The organism is Yersinia rohdei ATCC 43380 (assembly GCF_000173775.1).
GTDB lineage: Bacteria > Pseudomonadota > Gammaproteobacteria > Enterobacterales > Enterobacteriaceae > Yersinia > Yersinia rohdei.
On record NZ_ACCD01000002.1, the window covers coordinates 39,736 to 60,443 of the forward strand.

A 20,708-nucleotide genomic window follows, 5' to 3' on the forward strand; every position below is an offset into this window, starting at 1 on the left:
ATCTGGAGCTTCTCGTAATATGTCATTTGATTCTCTCGGCTTAAACGCCGACATCCTGCGCGCTGTTGAAGAGCAGGGCTATGAAGTGCCGACGCCAATTCAGCGTCAGGCAATCCCTGTGGTACTGGAAGGCCGTGATTTAATGGCCAGTGCGCAAACCGGTACCGGTAAAACTGCTGGTTTTACCTTGCCGCTGTTGCAACTTCTAAGTCAGAACCAACAGCCAATTAAAGGCCGTCGTCCGGTTCGTGCGCTGATTTTGACGCCAACCCGCGAACTGGCTGCGCAGATTGACGAAAACGTGCAGAGTTACAGCAAATACCTGAAGCTGCGTTCGCTGGTGGTATTTGGTGGTGTTAGCATTAACCCACAGATGATGAAATTGCGTGGTGGTGTTGATATTCTGGTCGCAACCCCTGGCCGTTTACTGGATCTGGAACATCAGAATGCAGTTGACCTGTCCAAGATTGAGATTTTAGTATTGGACGAAGCCGACCGCATGCTGGATATGGGCTTTATTCACGATATCCGCCGTGTCTTGGCAAAACTGCCAGCCCGCCGCCAAAACCTGCTGTTCTCCGCGACTTTCTCGGATGAAATTAAAGGGTTAGCCAGCAAACTGCTGAACAACCCGGCTTCGGTTGAAGTTGCGCGCCGCAATACCGCTTCTGAGCAAATTGCGCAAAGTGTTCATTTTGTAGATAAAAACCGCAAACGCGAGTTGCTGTCTCAGATGATTGGCGAAGGTAACTGGCAGCAAGTCTTGGTGTTTAACCGCACCAAGCACGGCGCTAACCATTTAGCTGAGCAATTGAATAAAGACGGCATTACTGCTGCGGCAATTCATGGTAATAAAAGCCAGGGTGCGCGTACTCGTGCATTGGCTGATTTTAAAGACGGTAAAATCCGGGTCTTGGTGGCGACAGATATCGCCGCTCGTGGTCTGGATATCGATCAGTTACCGCATGTGGTTAACTATGAATTGCCAAACGTTCCGGAAGATTACGTGCACCGTATTGGCCGTACCGGCCGTGCAGAACGTACCGGTGAAGCGATTTCTTTAGTTTGTGTTGATGAACATAAACTGCTGCGTGATATTGAACGTTTATTAAAACGTGAAATTCCACGTATCGCGCTGGATGGCTATGAGCCGGACCCAAGCATTAAAGCGGATCCGATTCAAAATGGTCGTCAGGGGCGTGGTGCACAACGTCCTGGAATGGGCCGTGGTAGCAGCGCTGGCCGCCCACAAAATGGCGGTGGTGCCGGTCGCGGTGATAGCCGCACCAGTCGTCCACGCAGCCAGGCTGATGGCCAACGCCGTCCGGCAGGCCCGTCGTCACGTGGTCGTAGCAGCAAACCGGGCGAATAAGCGAAAAACTATTCGGCTGATGAAACCGCTTCTTTGGAAGCGGTTTTTTTTCATCTGAATTAATCTCATGGCGGGTTATTCCTTGTCTTAACGCCGGGTTCGCCCGTATCATTGCCGGTCTTTTTTAAAGTTATACTGGGCGGCGTTTTTCGCCACAGGGCGGTGGGTATCATGGTGTGGAACAAGGGGCAGGATAAATTAGCATGCGAGTAATACTGGCACCGATGGAAGGGGTATTAGACTCACTGGTGCGCGAACTCCTCAGTGAAGTCAATGATTATGACCTTTGTATCACCGAATTCTTACGGGTGGTCGATCAGCTATTACCCGCCAAATCCTTCTATCGGCTATGTCCTGAATTACATCATCAAAGCCGCACCCAGTCTGGCACATTAGTGCGTATCCAATTATTAGGCCAATACCCTCAATGGCTGGCGGAAAATGCTGCGCGCGCGGTAGAACTTGGGTCTTACGGCGTAGATTTAAACTGCGGCTGCCCCTCCAAACTGGTTAATGGCAGTGGGGGGGGCGCTACCTTGCTCAAAGATCCTGAGCTGATTTATCAAGGGGCTAAAGCCATGCGGGCAGCGGTGCCGGCCCATTTGCCCGTCACAGTAAAAATTCGTTTAGGTTGGGATTCTGGCGACCGCCAATTTGAAATTGCGGATGCAGTACAGCAGGCCGGTGCCACTGAGCTGGCGGTACATGGCCGTACCAAAGAAGATGGTTATCAAGCTGAACGCATTAACTGGCAGGCAATAGGCGAAATCCGCCAGCGCCTTAGTATTCCGGTGATTGCTAATGGTGAAATTTGGGATTACGCCAGCGCTCAGGAGTGTATGAAAGTAACCGGCTGTGATGCACTGATGCTGGGGCGTGGGGCGCTGAATGTGCCCAATCTAAGTCGAGTGGTAAAATATAACGAACCGCGCATGCCGTGGCCCGAAGTGGTAAAGCTGTTGCAAAAATATGTGCAATTAGAAAAACAAGGGGATACAGGTTTATACCATGTTGCGCGCATCAAACAGTGGCTAGGATATTTGCGCAAAGAATATTCCGAAGCGACTGATTTATTTAGTGAAATTCGCGGATTAAAAACCTCGAAAGATATCGCAGTGGCGATTTTACGAGTGTGAATTCACTGTTGTTTATATGAGACATAAAAATCCCAACCCTAAATATATATTAAACAAGAATGATTATTTTTTTGATTTAATTTAAGTATCGCATTTATAGTGTGCACGCATTTTAAATGCAGTATCTCGTTAGGCGAGGCTCCTATACAAACACAGGTTACTGATCTGACGACGTCCAGAGACGCCCAAGGTTAGGACAGGTTATATCGGATTAAGGTATAACCCAAAGTAACTTCTGAGAAATCAGATACGTTGTATAGTGCTAAAACTTAGACACGGAGATAGCCATAGAGCACTCTCTAATCTGGTTACGCCCCTATGTGAGGACTGTTGAGTTAATTAATAACAGCAATAGGGTCATTTATGAGTTCACATTTCGATTTAGCATTGCAACAGCAAAGCCAATTCAATCCAGGCGAAGATAAGGAATCTACCTTAGGCGCTTATATGAGCGATGCCTATATCACGGTATCGGCTGATATGTCAGTTACTGAGGCGAAAGCCTATTTCTTGCAAAATATCTCTGATAATGAAATACCGACACAATTGTTGGTAACGAATAATAATCAACATTTACTTGGGTTACTTTCTGTTAAGAAATTATTGACAGAAGAGCAGCAAGATATAAAAGTTTTTCAGATTATTAACCAAAGTTATTTCTCCGTATCCCCAGATCAAGATCGCCATGAAGCTGCAAACCTATTGGCAAAAAGTGGTTTGGATATTGTTCCTGTACTAAACCAAGGTAAGTTAATGGGAATATTACGGGCTCAAGATATTGCTGAATTAATTGAAGATGAAAATACAGAGGATGCCCAACGACAAGGGGCCAGCTTGCCACTAGATGAGCCTTATTTACAAACCAGCCCGGTGACATTATGGCGTAAACGGGTCATTTGGTTATTAATGCTCTTTGTTGCAGAGGCTTATACCGGCACAGTATTAAAAGCATTTGAGGAACAACTGGAAGCCGCAATTGCACTGGCATTTTTTATCCCACTATTAATTGGTACGGGTGGCAACAGTGGCACGCAAATTACTTCTACTCTGGTGCGAGCTATGGCCCTGGGAGAAGTTAGCCTACGGAATATCGGTGCGGTATTACGTAAGGAGGTTTCTACTTCCCTGATGGTGGCAACAACCATTGGTATAGCGGCCTGGATCCGAGCCTGGTTCTTGGGGGTAGGGATGGAGGTCACCATTGTGGTGAGTTTAACTGTGGTCGCTATCACCGTGTGGAGCGCGATTGTTTCTTCTATTATACCAATGTTACTAAAGCGGATGTCCGTAGACCCTGCCGTGGTTTCTGCTCCCTTTATTGCCACTTTTATTGATGGTACCGGTCTGATTATTTACTTTGAAATAGCACAGTTAGTGATGACTGATTTGGTATAAAGTCGATAAGTAAAGGCGCTTTAAGCGCCTTTACTTAATAAGTATCACGGCTTATTTCTTTTACGGCCGATAAACTTAGCAAGACCTAAGAGGAAAACCGCCCCGACAAGAATGAGTAATGCATCAACCCAAAAAGTCAGTGACGCAAGGTTTTCATCATGAATATCCGCTAAACCAGCGGCGATTAGAAATACTCCGAAGATAATGCCAAAAATTGTTGGTCCCATATAAATACCTGTAAATTGGTTTTATCTGAAAATTTATGTGGGTAATTATAGAGTAATAATTAATCTGATAGGTGTTTTTTTTCCAATTATTAGTTCTCTGTTTAGAACCATTGGGCTTGCCAGCATGACAACTTATAATTTTACCCGCATTGAGTTATCACCACATAAATCCATCTGTAATAACAATATTGATTATTTTATCGGCAAAAGCTATCTTTCAAAAAGCCACTTTTATTTAATCAAACTCGCTTTTCTCAATAAGTGTTTACCGCTGAACAGCAACTAGGCAGCTTTAATCTTTGTAACAATCATTTTAAAAATGAGTGGTGCGCAGTGTATTACTGTAACTTATAATGCGGCAGATCAACCACAATTGCTCCTGACAACCTATTTAAGCTGATGAACATGCATGTGAAAATCCGTTTTGCGCTACTAAGTTTCTTGCTTTTATCTACCAGTATCGGTGTGGTTTCTTTCGCTACGGCCAGTGGTGGGGGAGCTGAAGTTAAAGGGAAAGCGCCTCTGGAGTTGGCGTCGGGTAGTGCTATGGTGATTGATTTACAAACCAACAAGGTTATATACGCCAATAATGCGGATGAAGTAGTGCCGATCGCCTCAATCACCAAACTGATGACGGCAATGGTGGTATTGGATGCTAAATTACCCCTCGATGAGATTATCTCAGTCGATATTCATCAAACTAAAGAAATGAAAGGCGTATTTTCACGGGTACGGGTAAATAGTGAGATCAGCCGCAAAGATATGCTGTTGTTGGCACTGATGTCATCGGAAAACCGCGCGGCAGCCAGTTTGGCTCATCACTACCCAGGTGGATATAACGCATTTATTAAAGCTATGAATGCGAAGGCTAAATCATTGGGGATGACTAAAACTCGCTATGTCGAGCCAACCGGCTTGTCGATTGAGAATGTTTCAACGGCCCGTGATCTGACCAAGTTATTGGTGGCAACCAAACAATATCCGCTGATTGGCCAGTTGAGTACCACAACAGAGAAAATGGCCACTTTCCGTGAGCCAAATTACACCTTGCCATTTCGCAATACTAACCATTTAGTTTATAACGATAAATGGAATATTCAGTTAACTAAAACCGGCTTTACCAATCAAGCAGGACATTGCCTGGCAATGCGAACGGTTATTGGTAATCGGCCAGTGGCATTGGTCGTTTTGGATGCTTTTGGAAAATATACGCATTTCGCTGATGCAAATCGCCTGCGCAGTTGGATAGAGACGGGTAAAGCTGCGCCAATTCCTGGTGCGGCTAAAAGTTATCGTCAGCAAAAAGATGTTCAAGGGCGTTTAGCTCAGGTATCAGAATAAATACAGTAATTAAAATGCAGAATTTGCACCCCCCCGGCAAATTCTGCACTGACTTATAACATTTGGCTGCTACTCTATCGTATTGAAAATTTTAAAAAATTAATTTAAAAACACCCGTAATAGTGAGCAGCCCGACGATAAAGATTATCGCAATAATCCACAGTATTATTTTCATTTCCTCTTCCTCGTATCAGTGCCCAAAAATCGACGTTTCCCCGTCGTGCCAACCTTGGTTGGTGTCAGACTATGACTATAGTTTGTCTGACTGAGATCAGAAGGTATGCGGTCGGAATTCGGATAATACCTAGATTATTAGATACTGATAATCTTATGTCTGGTCGAGTTATTCTTTCTGCCAATTCTTGTGTTTTGACGTTTTACCAATGCCAGGATTAAAGCTGTTGGTTGGGTCTATTTGTTGATAAAACGCCTTCAATGCGGGTTTGGCAATGTAGAGGTGCCCGACATTATGTTCAGCCGGGTACTCCGCCCCTTTATCATTTAGCAGTGCTAACATTTTCTCTTTTAGAGCGTGCGTATCGACACCTTTCTTCACGATATAATCTTGATGAAAAACGTGGCATAGAAAATGGCCGTAATAGAGTTTGGCAACCAGGCATTGGTTTATTTCGGCAGGTAAAGTCTCAAACCACTGTTCTTCATTGCGCCGCAGGGCAATATCCAACGGCAGGATATCTTCGACTTTGTCAGCATGGACTGCGTGATAACGAACAGCGGCACCTGCTGCGGCAAAGCGGTGTAAAAATGCTTTTTTACCTTCATCAGCAGTACAGACAATAAAATTACCCTCCGCAGTGGCAAAAAAATCTTTCAAGAATTGCTGTGCTTCCTCAATTCCTTCTCCAGACATTTTTAGCATCAAATGATGCTCATATTTATCGCGATAAGTTTTCAGTCTTTTAGGTAAATGATTGGGTAGAATCTGACTAAAACCTTGCATTATCCGATCAGTTAAATGGTCAATGAGAAATGGAACTTTACCCAAGCGAGCATCAATTTTTCCTTTTAAGGTAAAGAAGCGCGGCATGTTATTTGTACCCATGCTGTTTATCATTACAAATGTATCTTTGCCATATACTTCAGCAATATCAAAAATATCGCGATGCATGTATTCACCGGCCACCGGTAAATGTTTGAAGTCACGTAAAATCGCACGACGTAATTGAGTTAATACCTGAGGTTGATTGGTACCGATATAAAAGACTTGCTGCTGTTTTTCACAGGGAAAAGTATCTAGCCGAACGGCAAATACCGCGAGCTTACCTGCACAACCGGAGGCTTCAAATAGACGCCTTGGATCAGCATTAAAACGAGAGGGTGTTGGCGCATCAATATCTCTTACTCTGGTAGCATATTCATTATCAGAGGCTTGTTGTCTACCTTGTTCGATATCACTGGCACTATATTTACCCTGCTCCAAACGTTGTAAAATTTCTTCTGGTGTATCGCCTAAATTGATGCCCAAATGATTGATAAGTCGTAATTCCCCTTGTGCATCAATTTGCGCGAACAATGCCATTTCGGTATACGCTGGGCCTCGCCGAACCAAAGACCCTCCCGAATTATTACAAATACCACCGATAACGGATGCACCAATACATGAAGAACCAATAACTGAATGGGGTTCTCGGTCATAAGGTTTTAAACGTTTTTCCAGTTGATTCAGAGTACTGCCAGGAAAACCAATAACTTGCTTACCATCATTTAATAATTGAATTTGATTGAGGCGTAAAGTATTCAATATAACAATCGGCCGGTCATAATCATTACCACTAGGGGTTGACCCCTCGGTTAGTCCGGTATTTGCCGCTTGCATGATTACAATAGTATCAGCAGCCACACAGGCATGTAGCAATTGCCATTGCTGTAATAATGTAGACGGGAACACGACTGCCAGGGCTGACCCCGCCCCTGAACGAAAGCCGGTACGATAGCGTTCGGTTTGCCGTTCGCCGGTTAGTATGTAGCGCGCCCCCACAATATTTTGCAACTGAGTTAGCAAAGTTTGCTTTTTTTCATCACTGAGTTGATTCATTAATGTGGTTCCCTCTATGGCATTTACTTTTTGGTGTTAGGTTCTACACCTGTGTCCAGGACGCTATGAAACAGCTATTTTGGTGCAATGAAGTAAACATGAGGGGGGCCAGGCTTTCATGATAAATCGTTTGTTTTGTGAGCAGCCTCACGTTATTCCGCTATCAATGGGGCCAAATCTGCACTGTCATCAAGTTTAAACATTACTAACACTAATGATTAAATCAGAAAGATATCCGGTGCAATGAGATGGGTGTTCCAACTATTATGTCGATAATAATTTTGAATATTTCATAATGAAGTATAGGATCTGGTGTAATAATTACACGGATTAGTAAGGTATTTGATGAGTGAGCATTTTGTTGGTAAATATGAGGTTGAGTTAAAGTTTCATGTATCAAACATCTCTCAATTACATGAGCAGTTAGCAATTCATCAAGCACAGCCATTTACCATTAATAATCATGAAAAAGATATCTATTTAGAAGCCAATAGCGGTGAGTTGGCAGCTAAACAGATCAGTATGGTTTTACGGGAAATGCAACCATCCGGTATTCGTTTATGGATAGTCAAAGGGCCGGGAACGGAGCGATGTGAAGCCAGTAAAATAGAAGATATCAACAAAGTACAAAGTATGTTGGCCACTTTAGGCTATAAATTGGCATTTACGGTGGAAAAAAAACGTAGTATTTATTTTGTCGGCAAATTTCACGTTACCGTGGATAGCTTAGCGGGACTTGGGGATTTTGCTGAAATAGCCATCATGACCGATGATGTAACAGCGCTTGATAGCCTTAAGGCTGAATGCCAGGATTTAGCGGGCAAACTCAGTTTACTGCCAGAACAACAAGAAAATCGTTCTTACCGGCAGTTGCTCGGCTTCTGATAATTATGCCGTTGATGAATGTCATATTAGCCGCTATAACAACAAGTTGGCGACTTATAACAACAACGGCCAAATAGAGCTACTTTTTCATCAGAGATTTTAAATTGGCAAATGGATTATGGGTAGCGACCCCTTGATCATTTTGTGCATCATCACCGGCAATGACCGTCGAACCATAAAGGTCTGCTTCAGTATATTTTGAGTGTTCGTGATCATGACAAAAAAGGCATAACATCTCCCAATTGCTGCCATCTTCGGGATTATTGCTATGATCGTGGTCGATATGATGCACTGTTAATTCTCGTAAATTTGAATATACGAATTCCCGCGAACATTTACCGCACACCCACGGAAAAATCTTTAGTGCTTTTTCTCTGTAACCACTTTCCAGACGGGCGTAATTCTTTGGTATATATGCCATGTGAACCTTCAATTCTACGAGATTAATAGTTTATTTTAGCGTGAAAGTGGGCGGCAGACTATCAACTGTTAGCTATTAATATTCAGAGTATATTTCATCAGTCGAAGCAATCTCCATGGGAAGGTATTGAATCAATTATAAAAACACATAATCCAGGTAGTCATAGTAATACAAAGGATTTTTGAGACTTTTGCTGATGATTTAAAGGGATAAGTCGTTTTACACTATCATCATATTTGAGTAGCGCATTTTTTGCCGAAATAGCTGAGGCGATATGAAAGAATCTGAAGTACTGGCCGAAGTCAGTAATGAAAACCAGACATTAGTGGCTGTAGTACAGCAAGACCAGCGGGTCGTGTATTTCTATATATATCCGCAAGAGGCATTTGAAGAACGTTTTCCCGTGCGCGCTTGCTGGGTGAGAAATCTGATGGCGGCACCACAATCAACTGATAATGCGGCTCTTGAACAAGGGTTAGCACCGTTATTAGCAGCAGAGTTTTGCCGTAATGTAGCCGGTGAGGCTGAACTTGATGCGCAATTTATTCAGGTAGTTTGGTCAGAAAGTGATGACGGTGCAGCATTATGGTATCAAGGACAACTGCTGGCAATTATCCCAGGCTGGAGTCTATATATTGATCACTCAGTTTGTTACTCGGCCAGTTGTATTAAAGACAACCCGCTGACTTTACCTTTAGGTTCAGCTTCCACGAATACTCAATATGCTCAAGCACAGAATACACGCCAATTCTGGCGTGCTTGGCAACAAGAGGAAGGTAATCCTTGGCCTGCATTACAAGCTGAATATATTCAATGCTATGAACAGCAATTTGGCCCAGCTGTGAAGTATTATGCAATAGACCAAGGGAAGTGGCCACCAATGGCTATCTCGCAGCATGAGAAGGACGGAATATATTATTTTCTGACACTAGGTGTCAGTATCCGTCCTCAACCGTGGGTGGAAATATTATTCAATGATGATGCGGCTAAATACCGGCGTCTTGAAATGGCTATAGCGATTGATAGCCAATATGTTAATGAGGACAATGCTATTCATATGGCGAGTGCATTGGCAGGATTTGCCCATGTGCCCTGGAGCAAAATAACCTGGTTGGGGGAAGGCCATACGTTGGAGTCGGCAGTCGCTCCTCAAGGATATGAAGGCTATATTTTGTCATCAGAGCTTTATGCCGGTGCTGATCATCTAATATTGCCTCGCCAGCAAGGTGACCCAGTCAATATATATTGGGCTAGCCCCATTTTTGCCAGTGAAAGAGAAGTGGCTCATGGCGTGCCAAATGGTGGACATGACTTACTGCAAAAACTTCAGCTGCAGGGTGTGAATCATATTTTTGCGCCACGAGAGCCTGTTATCTAATTTATGCTGAATATTTCCGACTTGATTTGCAGATTTTGTTATTCGGGTCTTAACTTAATAATGATAGAGATTGTTAACCAGTATTGTTGAAACCGCCATTTTTGCTTGACCTGCAGTATGTTAAGGTAAAAGTAGAATAGAAAGTGGCTGTGATCAGTGACAGTTAATGTTATGGGGGTTTTATGGGCATACTATCTTGGATTATTTTTGGTCTTATTGCGGGTATTTTGGCTAAATGGATTATGCCAGGAGAGGATGGTGGCGGTTTTATTATGACCGTTATTCTCGGTGTGGTGGGCGCACTGGTTGGTGGCTATATCAGCACCTTCTTTGGTATGGGCAAGGTTGATGGGTTTAACCTGGGTAGCTTTGTTGTCGCCGTCATCGGTTCTATTGTTGTACTACTTGTCTATCGGAAATTAAGAAGTTAGATGCAATTAAGGTGTTTATTGCCATGATTTAAATAGATATTGGTCTGGAAATAAGCATTACTCAACAAAGTAGATATTCATCAGAATGCGTACTTATCAAAACAAAAGAAAGGTGACTATTTTTTGTCACCTTTCTTACATAAAAAAGCCACCCATCGGGAAGACATTACTTGGGCTGGTATTGTGTTAATTTCACTGTGGTTAATTATTTGGTTGCGGTATAAGCACTGCGCAAAATGGCTTTTACCGAAAAAATATAGTTGAGGTCTGTTTTTGGTATGGTTAAGGAATGCTAATTATCGTATTGAATTATCAGTTGTATTAATTTCTCACTTTATGCTGAGAGATTATTAATTACTACCCTGAAGAATTTATTAAGTAAGGCAAGTGGTTTTAATTGTTTTAGCATTCTTTAGCTTGTTATTTTCAATAATGGTTATATTGTATTTATAATTATTAATTACAATTTCCAAGGTAATATTTAGAACAACTATATTACACATTTTATTTGTATTTTTTCATATCACGTACTTTTGTTCCCAAACAGATTTACATTGAGAAAACTGGCGTTGATCTATACAATACTGCCCGCTAGGCGTTAAAGAAGCATTTTGTTTTTCTTGCGATATTCGCACACGTCTAATCTACATAATAGGAATAGGGCAGTAATATGATCAACAACGATGTGCTCCGTAGTGTTCGCTATATGCTTAACGTAAACGATACTAAGATAACAGAAATTATTAAGCTGGCTGATTTTGATGTGAACAATGCGGATGTCGTTAATTTTCTTAAAAAAGAAGACGAAGCCGGTTATCAGGATTGTCCTGATCTGGTGATGGCACATTTCCTGAATGGCCTGATTTTCTTTAGACGCGGTAAAGATGACAAGTTCCCAGCACCTGCGGTAGAGCCAGTCATTACCAACAATATCGTGCTCAAAAAACTCCGTGTGGCGTTTGAGTTAAAAGACACCGATATGCACGATGTTTTCAACGCTGTTGAATTCCCAGTATCCAAACCTGAGCTGAATGCTTTGTTCCGTAAAGAAGGAAGCAAAAACTTCCGCCCTTGTGGTGACCAAGTGTTGCGCTATTTCCTGAAGGGTTTGACATTACGTATTCGTGGCCCTAAAAAGTAACACAGATAACATTAATACAAAAAAAGATATAAATCTTGAATGGAAAACAGGAATAGCGATAAGCGATTCCTGTTTTTTGTTATGTGACGAGGTGATATCTATCTCGTGCTGCATTAATACATTTTCGTTTTTTCATCGTTAATCTCATTCTTCTCTAATATTGCACTGTTAGTGCTCGCATATTGCACATTAATGGTGCGGGTAATTCAGTTATATATTAGGAAATTTGAGCTTAATACCTATAATCTTCAATTAAATTATTAAGATATAAAATTGGCATGGCGTTTGCGCAGAGTAACTCAATCTTGTGTGTTTTACTCAACGACCAGAGGTTAACGCTATGCAACATCGTAACTTAATTAAGATTTTTTCACTTTCAATATCGGTTATCAGTATGGGTGTGGCTTTTGGCACACTGGCGGCAGATACCATTAAAGTGGGTATTTTGCATTCGTTGTCCGGCACTATGGCTATCTCTGAAACACCATTGAAAGATATGGCCCTAATGAGCATTGATGATATTAATGCTCATGGCGGTGTATTGGGTAAACAACTCGAGCCGGTTATTGTTGATCCGGCATCCAACTGGCCGCTATTTGCTGAGAAAGCACGGCAGTTATTAACACAAGATAAAGTCGCAGTGGTTTTTGGTGCCTGGACGTCAGTATCTCGTAAATCAGTATTGCCGGTATTTGAAGAGTTAAATGGTTTATTATTTTATCCGGTGCAATACGAAGGGGAAGAAATGTCGCCGAATGTATTCTATACCGGTGCCGCACCAAACCAACAGGCCATCCCCGCGGTGGAATACTTATTAAGTGAAGATGGTGGCGCGGCAAAACGTTTTATTTTGTTGGGTACAGATTATGTTTATCCACGTACCACTAATAAAATTCTGCGGGCCTTCCTGCATAGTAAAGGTATACAAGATAAAGATATTGAGGAAGTTTATACCCCATTCGGTTATAGCGATTACCAAACTATTGTTAGCAATATTAAGAAATTTTCTGCCGATGGTAAAACCGCCGTTATTTCCACCATTAACGGTGATTCGAATGTCCCTTTCTACAAAGAGTTAGCTAATCAAGGTATTAAAGCCACTGATGTGCCAGTAATTGCTTTCTCTGTGGGAGAGGAAGAGTTACGCGGTATTGATACCAAACCATTGGTGGGGAATCTGGCCGCCTGGAATTACTTCCAATCGGTGGATAACCCAACAAATAAGAAGTTTGTTGAGCAATGGAAAGCTTATGCCAAAGACAAAAAATTACCCAATGCGGATACCGCCGTCACCAATGATCCGATGGAAGCGACGTGGGTCGGTATGCATATGTGGGCTCAGGCTGTAGAAAAAGCCCAATCAACTGACGTGGATAAAGTTCGCGCCGCGATGGCCGGGCAAACATACCCGGCACCATCAGGTTTTACTCTAACTATGGACAAGACCAATCATCATTTACATAAACCAGTGATGATTGGCGAGATAGAGGCGGATGGGCAGTTCAACGTGGTGTGGCAAACAGATGCTCCAATTCGGGCACAGCCGTGGAGCCCATTCATCGCAGGAAATGATAAAAAGCCGGATCATCCAGTGAAAAGCACCCAGTAGTGGCGGTTCTCCGAAGTTAGCACTCGCTAGCCTCGGAGCCCTTTTATCTGATATCAGTGATGAGTGGGCCTATGAAATCATTAAATATTATTTGGGGTAGTGCAGCCCAGTATTCACTTAGACTGATAATGGGTTTGTTACTGGGTATCTCGACCTGTGCAACCGCCGGGCCAGCTCATGATTTTGCTGCTGCCAATCGTTCACAACAAGCCATTATATTACAGCATTGGGCGACGGCACCCGATGCCAGCCGGCTGCCATTATTACAAGCACTAAAACAAGAAACGTTGGTGATAGATAGTGCAGGGCAGGTTTTTACCCAAAATAATCAAATTTTCACCCCAATAGAAGGTCAGCTACAGCCTGTTGATCCACCAAAGAAAATATGGCTAAACAACCGACTACGTATTCTCATCGCTAATGCATTGGCAGCCCAACGCTTAGTGAGTGATGATAGCGCGCTACGTTTGCAAGCAGCTTTGGAATTACAGCAGCAGGCGCATAGTGATCAATTACCATTACTTAATCAGCGCCTTAAATTAGAGACTGACAGTAAAGTCAAAGAGGCACTGAGCATTGCGCTGGCTAATTTACAACTCACCGACAATAACCCGCAAGTACGGCTAAATGCGGTGCAACTCTTGGGGCAATCTGGCTCGCCACAGACTCAGTCGCGGCTGCAAAACTTAACTGATCCCAAGTTTGAACCTGATGAACACGTCCGTGCTGTCGCAGCCAATAGCTTAAAACAAGTACAAAATCGGCTGATGATAGGAGATATCATCGGACAGGTATTTAGCGGGTTATCTTTAGGCTCTATCTTATTATTGGCGGCGCTGGGATTAGCCATTACTTATGGTTTATTGGGGGTCATTAATATGGCTCACGGCGAAATGCTGATGTTGGGTGCTTACTCCGCTTATTTAGTCCAAACCTTATTGCAACATGTTGCTCCGCACTGGCTGGCACTCTATCCATTAATCGCTTTACCTGTCGCATTCTTTATTACCGCTGGAATTGGCATGATTTTAGAGCGAACCGTGATTCGGTATCTGTATGGCCGCCCATTAGAAACATTGTTGGCCACTTGGGGCATTAGCCTAATGCTAATTCAAAGTGTGCGGATGATTTTTGGTGCACAAAATCTGGAGGTTGCCAATCCGGCATGGTTGTCCGGTGGAATACAAATTTTACCGAATTTGGTTTTACCTTGGAATCGCATCGCGGTCATTGCTTTCGTCGTAATTGTGTTACTGCTCACTTGGTTGCTGCTGAATAAAACCCGCCTTGGTTTGCAGGTGCGTGCAGTAACACAAAACCGTGCAATGGCTGCTTGTTGCGGGGTCGCGACAGGCCGGGTCGATATGCTGGCTTTTGGACTGGGTTCCGGTATTGCCGGATTGGGGGGCGTTGCACTGTCGCAACTGGGAAATGTCGGCCCGGAATTAGGGCAGGGATATATCATCGACTCCTTCTTAGTTGTGGTGCTGGGGGGCGTTGGGCAATTAGCTGGCAGTGTCGTTGCAGCTCTGGGGCTGGGTATGCTGAATAAAATACTGGAACCACAGATGGGGGCAGTGCTAGGTAAGATATTGATTTTAGTGCTGATCATTTTGTTTATTCAAAAACGGCCGCAGGGTCTGTTTGCCCTTAAGGGCAGGGTGAGTGACTAATGAATCAACCTTTAGCATTAACTTTGACACAAAAAGCTCCCACTCTTAGCCTGTCACTCGGGATTGTGGTGGTTATTTTGCTGATTATTCTGCCTTTTTTGGCCTTACTGCCAGCAGATAATCCATTGGCAATCTCAACATATACCTTAACACTTATTGGTAAAATCTTGTGCTACGCGGTGGTCGCCATTGCGCTGGATTTGGTCTGGGGTTATGCCGGATTACTGTCACTTGGGCATGGTTTATTTTTTGCTCTTGGTGGTTATGCCATGGGTATGTACTTGATGCGCCAGGCGGCGGGTGATGGTTTGCCCGCATTTATGTCTTTCTTGTCATGGGGAGAGTTGCCGTGGTTTTGGAGTGGTAGCCAATATTTTGTTTGGGCCTTGTGTTTGATTGTGTTGGTACCCGGTTTGCTGGCTTTTATTTTTGGTTACTTTGCTTTTCGCTCCAAAATAAAAGGCGTCTATTTCTCGATCATGACTCAAGCGCTCACCTATGCGGGAATGTTGTTGTTTTTTCGCAACGAAACCGGCTTTGGTGGTAACAATGGTTTTACGGGTTTTACCACGTTATTAGGGTTTTCGGTATCAGCGACATCGACCCGAATCGCTCTATTTCTTGCCACTTTGATACTGTTAATTGCCAGTTTGGCTCTGGGGTTTGCATTAGCGCGAACCAAATTTGGCCGAGTATTAACTGCTGTGCGGGATGCTGAAAATCGCCTGACTTTTTGTGGTTACGATCCCAAAGGTTTCAAACTGTTTGTCTGGACACTCTCTGCGGTACTTTGTGCTTTGGCTGGCGCATTGTATGTGCCACAGGTTGGAATTATCAATCCCAGTGAAATGTCCCCAACTAACTCTATTGAAGCCGCAATCTGGGTAGCACTTGGTGGGCGTGGTACCTTGATTGGCCCAGTATTGGGGGCGGGAATTGTTAATGGTGCAAAAAGTTGGTTCACCATGGCAATGCCGGAATACTGGCAATTTTTCCTCGGCCTAATCTTTATTCTGGTTACCTTATTCTTGCCTAATGGTGTTATCGGGTTATTGCGGCGAGGGAAAGATAAATGAGCCGATTCCAAATTACAGAGCAACTGGTTTATCCCGAGATAATTGAAGCAGAGCCGGGTACGGTGCAGCATGCGGCCGACAAGTATCGCCAACAGCGAGACCCAGTACTGATTCTGGAAAATATTAACGTCAGTTTTGATGGTTTTCATGCATTGCGAAATCTTTCATTGCAAATTGGTGTTGGCGAGCTGCGTTGTATTATTGGCCCGAATGGGGCGGGTAAAACAACATTGATGGACGTGATAACCGGTAAAACGCGCCCACAGAGCGGCAAGATGATATATGACCAACGCCATGATCTCTCAATGATGAATACGATTGAAATTGCTAAAGCCGGTATCGGGCGGAAATTCCAAAAACCAACAGTATTTGAGGCGTTAAGCGTCTTTGAAAATCTTGAGTTAGCACAAAAAAACACCAAAACAGTTTGGGCCAGTTTGCACGCCAAATTGAATACTGAACAACGGGATAAAATTGATGAAACACTGGCCATGCTGCGCTTAAGTGATATGCGACAGCGAATGGCAGGTTTGTTATCTCACGGCCAAAAGCAGTTTCTTGAAATCGGCATGTTGCTGGTGCAAGACCCGCATTTATTACTCTTGGATGAGCCAGCAGCAGGTATGACCGACGCTGAAACAGCTTATACCGCCGAGTTGTTTAATCAATTGGCGGGCAAACATTCATTAATGGTGGTGGAGCACGATATGGGGTTTGTTGAAACCATTGCTGACCATGTCACGGTGTTGCATCAGGGGCAGGTTTTGGCCGAAGGTTCATTAGCAGAAGTACAGGCTAATGAGCAAGTGGTCGAGGTATATTTAGGGCGCTGAATCGCTCTAACTCATCGCCGTTTTTTCTCTTATGGGTCGGCCAAACTTTGAATTAACCCAATTTTAAGGGATTACGACGGGAGTGGACATCTGGTGACAAAGGGCTATCTGGACAACTCGAGGGCATTATATGCTGCAAGTTAATGAGATTAATCAATATTATGGTGGTAGCCATATTTTGCGTGGTTTGTCATTTGAGGCCGCTGTCGGGGAAGTGACCTGTTTATTGGGCCGCAATGGCGTCGGTAAAACCACTTTGCTCAAATGCCTGATGGGATTAGTGCCAGTTAAAAATGGCAGCATCCATTGGGAAGGTAAAAATATTAGCCGCCAATCACCACATCAGCGGGTCAACGCGGGGATTGCCTATGTGCCACAAGGGCGGGAGATTTTCCCCCGATTAACGGTCGAGGAGAATATTCTATTAGGGCTTTCGCGTTTTCCCAGCTCACGTAGCAAAGCAGTACCTGAGCATATCTATCAACTCTTTCCCGTCTTACAGGAAATGAGATATCGCCGTGGGGGGGATTTATCCGGCGGGCAACAACAACAACTGGCGATTGGCCGAGCACTGGCTTGCCAACCTCGCTTGCTTATTCTTGATGAACCAACAGAGGGAATTCAACCCTCTGTGATTAAGGAAATAGGGTTAGTCATCAAGAAATTGGCAGCTCAGGGAGATATGGCTATCTTATTGGTAGAGCAATTTTATGATTTTGCCGCAGAACTGGCGGATAACTATTTAGTCATGTCCCGAGGCAAAATTATCCAGCGTGGACAGGGCACTGATATGGAGCTTGATAGTGTCCGTGGGCTGGTTGCTATTTAAGTTATCTTATGGCAATTGAGTGTCTTCAATTGGCAGTGACTCAGATGCCCCCCATTCAGCCCAAGAGCCATCATACAAAGAGACTGAAGATGCATTTACTGCCGCCAGCCCCAGAGCAACCACCGCGGCAGTAACCCCTGAGCCGCAACTGGTAATGATGGGTTTGGTTAAGTCCACACCTTGGGCCATAAAAATACTTGTCAGTGCTTGTTGTGATTTCAGATTGCCATTTTCGACCATGCTCCCCCAAGGGATATTAATACTGCCGGGGATTCGGCCCAAGCGCAGCCCAGGTCGAGGCTCTGGTTGTTGTGCTTTAAATCGACCTATTGGGCGCGCGTCTAAAATCTGTACTTCGCTGTCGCCAAGCAAAGCTAAAACTTGATCTACACTTTTGACCGCAGTCGCATCGAATGTTGTGTTGAAAATTTGTAGCGTTGGTCTTGCAGGCCCACTTTCTAACGCCAATCCGGCTTGTTGCCAGCTACTGATACCACCCGCCAATATGCGCACATCTTTTGCACCAAATGTACGGAACGTCCACCAAACCCTTGGCGCAGAAAATAAATTACCGTCATCATAAATGACTATAGTCTGCTGCTCATTCACTCCTAATTGACCTGCCATTTCACTGAATACCTCAGGGGATGGCAACATATGAGGTAAGTTTGTGCTGTGGTCTGCTACTGCATCAATATCAAAGAAAACCGCGCCGGGAATATGCCCTTGCTCAAACTCAGCCCGAATATCCCTCTTCGGTATCAACCCCGGAGGTGACATTCTGGCATCCAGAATAACGATATTGGCATCATTAATATGAGCTGCCAGCCATTGTGGTGTTACCAGAAAAGGTGAGTTCATAACAAATTACCTATCCAAATTATAAAGGGGCCGCTTCGTGAGCGCTTCATCGTGGTAATCACTATATAGCGAAATCACCGCATTGAAACCTAGAGTTGTCAGTGATGCGTAATGCTTCGCAAATTATGAAATTTAAGATTCATTTTGTTTCATTAAAAAATAAAATGATTCATTAATTCAATATTGTATTTTGGTTTTGTGAAGTAAATAGTTAGTTTTACACTGCATCTATGCAAGTTTCATCAAGCAAGCAACATTATTCGTAGCGCCTCGCAAAAAGAGATTTTCATTCTGATAATGACTTGAGCATGAAATTTTTATTTCGTATAACTATTGACCAGCAAGGTTCTGAATTGGGACTTTATCTTCAACAGACAAGGGGAATAGAATGCAAAAAGTTCGAGTTGGGCTTATTGGTACTGGTTATATTGGCCGTTGTCATGCCATTGCTTACGCGCAGGTCGCGACTGTTTTTCCTTTAAAAGGGCGACCAGTATTAGAAATGCTGGCAGAAGTCACACCAGAATTGGCTCAACAACGCGCTGCTGAATTTGGTTTTTTCCGTTTCACTGCTAATTGGCGAGAACTGGTTGCTGACCCAGATATTGATGTAGTGGATATATGTGCGCCAAACTTCTTACATAAGGAAATGGCACTTGCTGCTATTAGTCATGGTAAGCATGTTTATTCAGAAAAACCATTAGCTCTTAATGCCGCAGATGCTAAAGAAATGGTTGAGGCCGCGAGAGCAAAAGGCGTAAAAACATTGGTAGGGTTCAATTATATGAAGAACCCGACAAGCCAGTTGGCACGTGAAATTATTGCCAATGGAGAGATTGGTGATGTTGTGCATTTTTACGGAACGCACAATGAAGATTATCTGGCTGACCCACAAACCCCATTAGATTGGCATTGTACTAAGGCGCAGGCAGGGCTAGGAGCATTAGGGGATTTAGCTGCACATATTGTAAATATGGCTCATTATTTAGTTGGCGATATTACTAATGTGTGTGGCGATATGCAGACAGTCATAAAGCAACGACCTGACCCGCAAAACCCCTCATTATTACGTCCAGTAGAAAATGAGGATCAGGCCAGTGCACTGGTGCGTTTTGCCAATGGAGCCATGGGAACAATAGAGACATCACGTATTGCTTGTGGCCGTAAAATGGGGCTGACATATGTGGTCACTGGCACCAAAGGTACCATCAGTTATTCTCAAGAGCGCATGGCGGAATTACAGCTCTATTGCCATGATGATCCTCAGTCCAGACAAGGGTTTAAAACACTACTTACCGGGCCTAAACATCCTGACTATGCTGCTTTTTGTGTGAGCGCAGGGCACGGAATTGGCTTTAATGATCAAAAAACGGTCGAGATCCGTGATTTAATTAACGGAATTGCCGCAGGAGATCGCATGTGGCCAGATTTTGAAGAAGGCTGGAAAGTCTCGAAGGTATTGGATGCTATCGCTGTTTCAGCTCAAGAACAATGTTGGCGAGAGGTTTAAATAGTCAATTCTTTGATAGGGATAACTCGTTAAGTTAGTGAACTGCTTTATTCAACAGTATTGTCTAAATTATGCCAAGCATGAGTTTTACGTATTCTGGCTGCTAATACGGAATCTAATTACCGCGGCCGCGCTCGAGGCTGTTTTTTTCTTAGCAAGCAGCAACGAGTGCAGATAAAACAGCTATCTCGCACTTGGGCATGGCAGCTTTAGCTGAATTAGTGCTCCATTGGGTAGATAACTATGGCATTTCAGCCGTTTTCAGCGTTTTGGTTGTTAGCTACCCTGCGCAGTCTCTTCATCATTGAATAATGTCTGTATGGGCATCGCATCTGCTATTTCTAAACCTCAATTAATATCTGGTTCATCATGATTTATCTGCCCCGACTTGTGATGGTTCGCGGCAGACTTATCTGAAAAATAGTGTTCAAGAGCCGCATCGCCGCGGATACTTTGTAATGAACGGCTATACTTTACGACTTGAAGCATTGGTTTTTATCGCCTTAGAAATAGAAATTCATCTTGTTTTCTATA

At 43.6% G+C, this 20,708-nt stretch carries 19 protein-coding genes and 1 riboswitch; of the genes, 14 read left to right on the forward strand and 5 right to left on the reverse strand.

From position 1 onward, the window contains the following. The first annotated feature begins 19 nt into the window (after window positions 1–19). The 3 genes from rhlE (at window position 20) to mgtE (ending at window position 3,903) form a co-directional block, all read left to right on the forward strand. Window positions 20–1,372 (forward strand): ATP-dependent RNA helicase RhlE, encoded by a 1,353-nt coding sequence (gene rhlE / locus YROHD0001_RS14685; RefSeq protein WP_004713414.1) that lies wholly within the window; start codon window positions 20–22, stop codon window positions 1,370–1,372. A 203-nt stretch (window positions 1,373–1,575) separates the two neighbouring features. Continuing rightward, entirely contained in the window at window positions 1,576–2,508 is a 933-nt protein-coding gene (dusC, locus tag YROHD0001_RS14680) for a tRNA dihydrouridine(16) synthase DusC (RefSeq protein WP_004713415.1), read from the forward strand. A 118-nt stretch (window positions 2,509–2,626) separates the two neighbouring features. Next, window positions 2,627–2,796, forward strand: a riboswitch (M-box (ykoK) riboswitch). A 75-nt stretch (window positions 2,797–2,871) separates the two neighbouring features. Further along, window positions 2,872–3,903, forward strand: a complete 1,032-nt coding sequence (gene mgtE, locus YROHD0001_RS14675; protein ID WP_004713416.1) for a magnesium transporter — start codon at window positions 2,872–2,874, stop codon at window positions 3,901–3,903. A 44-nt stretch (window positions 3,904–3,947) separates the two neighbouring features. Here mgtE and YROHD0001_RS0117290 read toward each other — a convergent pair whose 3' ends face one another. After that, window positions 3,948–4,130, reverse strand: coding sequence for a hypothetical protein (locus YROHD0001_RS0117290; RefSeq protein WP_032816093.1), 183 nt, complete (start codon window positions 4,128–4,130; stop codon window positions 3,948–3,950). 405 nt (window positions 4,131–4,535) lie between these two features. On the opposite strand from YROHD0001_RS0117290, the gene pbpG reads away from it, so the two are divergent. Continuing rightward, window positions 4,536–5,471, forward strand: coding sequence for a D-alanyl-D-alanine endopeptidase (gene pbpG / locus YROHD0001_RS14670; protein ID WP_004713418.1), 936 nt, complete (start codon window positions 4,536–4,538; stop codon window positions 5,469–5,471). Window positions 5,472–5,562: 91 nt separating this feature from the next. On the opposite strand, the gene YROHD0001_RS21025 is transcribed toward pbpG, so the two are convergent. Further along, window positions 5,563–5,646, reverse strand: a complete 84-nt coding sequence (locus YROHD0001_RS21025; protein ID WP_017346848.1) for a small membrane protein YohP — start codon at window positions 5,644–5,646, stop codon at window positions 5,563–5,565. A gap of 168 nt (window positions 5,647–5,814) precedes the next feature. After that, window positions 5,815–7,527, reverse strand: a complete 1,713-nt coding sequence (gene dld, locus YROHD0001_RS14665) for a D-lactate dehydrogenase (RefSeq protein WP_004713419.1) — start codon at window positions 7,525–7,527, stop codon at window positions 5,815–5,817. Window positions 7,528–7,872: 345 nt separating this feature from the next. On the opposite strand from dld, the gene cyaB reads away from it, so the two are divergent. Further along, the gene (gene cyaB / locus YROHD0001_RS14660; protein WP_004713420.1) at window positions 7,873–8,412 is read left to right on the forward strand and encodes a class IV adenylate cyclase; all 540 of its coding nucleotides are present in this window, start codon (window positions 7,873–7,875) and stop codon (window positions 8,410–8,412) included. Window positions 8,413–8,491: 79 nt separating this feature from the next. Here the strand turns inward: cyaB and yajD are convergent, their stop codons facing one another. Beyond that, entirely contained in the window at window positions 8,492–8,833 is a 342-nt protein-coding gene (gene yajD, locus YROHD0001_RS0117295; protein WP_005158894.1) for an HNH nuclease YajD, read from the reverse strand. A 274-nt stretch (window positions 8,834–9,107) separates the two neighbouring features. On the opposite strand from yajD, the gene YROHD0001_RS14655 reads away from it, so the two are divergent. The 8 genes from YROHD0001_RS14655 to urtE all read left to right on the forward strand — a co-directional run bounded on the left by YROHD0001_RS14655 (window position 9,108) and on the right by urtE (window position 17,803). Continuing rightward, the gene (locus YROHD0001_RS14655; protein WP_004713422.1) at window positions 9,108–10,211 is read left to right on the forward strand and encodes a suppressor of fused domain protein; all 1,104 of its coding nucleotides are present in this window, start codon (window positions 9,108–9,110) and stop codon (window positions 10,209–10,211) included. A gap of 182 nt (window positions 10,212–10,393) precedes the next feature. Then, window positions 10,394–10,642, forward strand: coding sequence for a GlsB/YeaQ/YmgE family stress response membrane protein (locus tag YROHD0001_RS14650; protein ID WP_004713423.1), 249 nt, complete (start codon window positions 10,394–10,396; stop codon window positions 10,640–10,642). Between the two features lie 670 nt (window positions 10,643–11,312). Continuing rightward, window positions 11,313–11,783: a YehS family protein gene (locus tag YROHD0001_RS14645; RefSeq protein WP_004713424.1), complete on the forward strand. Its 471-nt coding sequence runs from the start codon at window positions 11,313–11,315 to the stop codon at window positions 11,781–11,783. 340 nt (window positions 11,784–12,123) lie between these two features. Then, window positions 12,124–13,392, forward strand: a complete 1,269-nt coding sequence (urtA, locus tag YROHD0001_RS14640) for an urea ABC transporter substrate-binding protein (RefSeq protein WP_004713425.1) — start codon at window positions 12,124–12,126, stop codon at window positions 13,390–13,392. 71 nt (window positions 13,393–13,463) lie between these two features. Beyond that, window positions 13,464–15,065 carry an urea ABC transporter permease subunit UrtB gene (gene urtB / locus YROHD0001_RS14635; protein ID WP_032816095.1) on the forward strand — a complete coding sequence of 534 codons (1,602 nt, stop codon included), beginning with the start codon at window positions 13,464–13,466 and terminating at the stop codon, window positions 15,063–15,065. Continuing rightward, window positions 15,065–16,141 (forward strand): urea ABC transporter permease subunit UrtC, encoded by a 1,077-nt coding sequence (gene urtC, locus YROHD0001_RS0117300; RefSeq protein ID WP_032816097.1) that lies wholly within the window; start codon window positions 15,065–15,067, stop codon window positions 16,139–16,141. The genes urtB and urtC overlap by 1 nt, the downstream gene beginning before the upstream one ends. Next, window positions 16,138–16,974 carry an urea ABC transporter ATP-binding protein UrtD gene (urtD, locus tag YROHD0001_RS14630; protein WP_042542340.1) on the forward strand — a complete coding sequence of 279 codons (837 nt, stop codon included), beginning with the start codon at window positions 16,138–16,140 and terminating at the stop codon, window positions 16,972–16,974. Before urtC ends, urtD begins: the two co-directional genes overlap by 4 nt. Before the next feature lie 130 nt (window positions 16,975–17,104). After that, window positions 17,105–17,803, forward strand: a complete 699-nt coding sequence (urtE, locus tag YROHD0001_RS14625) for an urea ABC transporter ATP-binding subunit UrtE (protein ID WP_004713428.1) — start codon at window positions 17,105–17,107, stop codon at window positions 17,801–17,803. 6 nt (window positions 17,804–17,809) lie between these two features. On the opposite strand, the gene sseA is transcribed toward urtE, so the two are convergent. Next, window positions 17,810–18,664 (reverse strand): 3-mercaptopyruvate sulfurtransferase, encoded by an 855-nt coding sequence (gene sseA / locus YROHD0001_RS14620; RefSeq protein WP_004713429.1) that lies wholly within the window; start codon window positions 18,662–18,664, stop codon window positions 17,810–17,812. A gap of 388 nt (window positions 18,665–19,052) precedes the next feature. Between sseA and YROHD0001_RS14615 the strand changes: the two genes are divergently transcribed. Next, the gene (locus YROHD0001_RS14615) at window positions 19,053–20,174 is read left to right on the forward strand and encodes a Gfo/Idh/MocA family protein (RefSeq protein ID WP_004713430.1); all 1,122 of its coding nucleotides are present in this window, start codon (window positions 19,053–19,055) and stop codon (window positions 20,172–20,174) included. The last annotated feature ends 534 nt before the right edge of the window (window positions 20,175–20,708 follow it).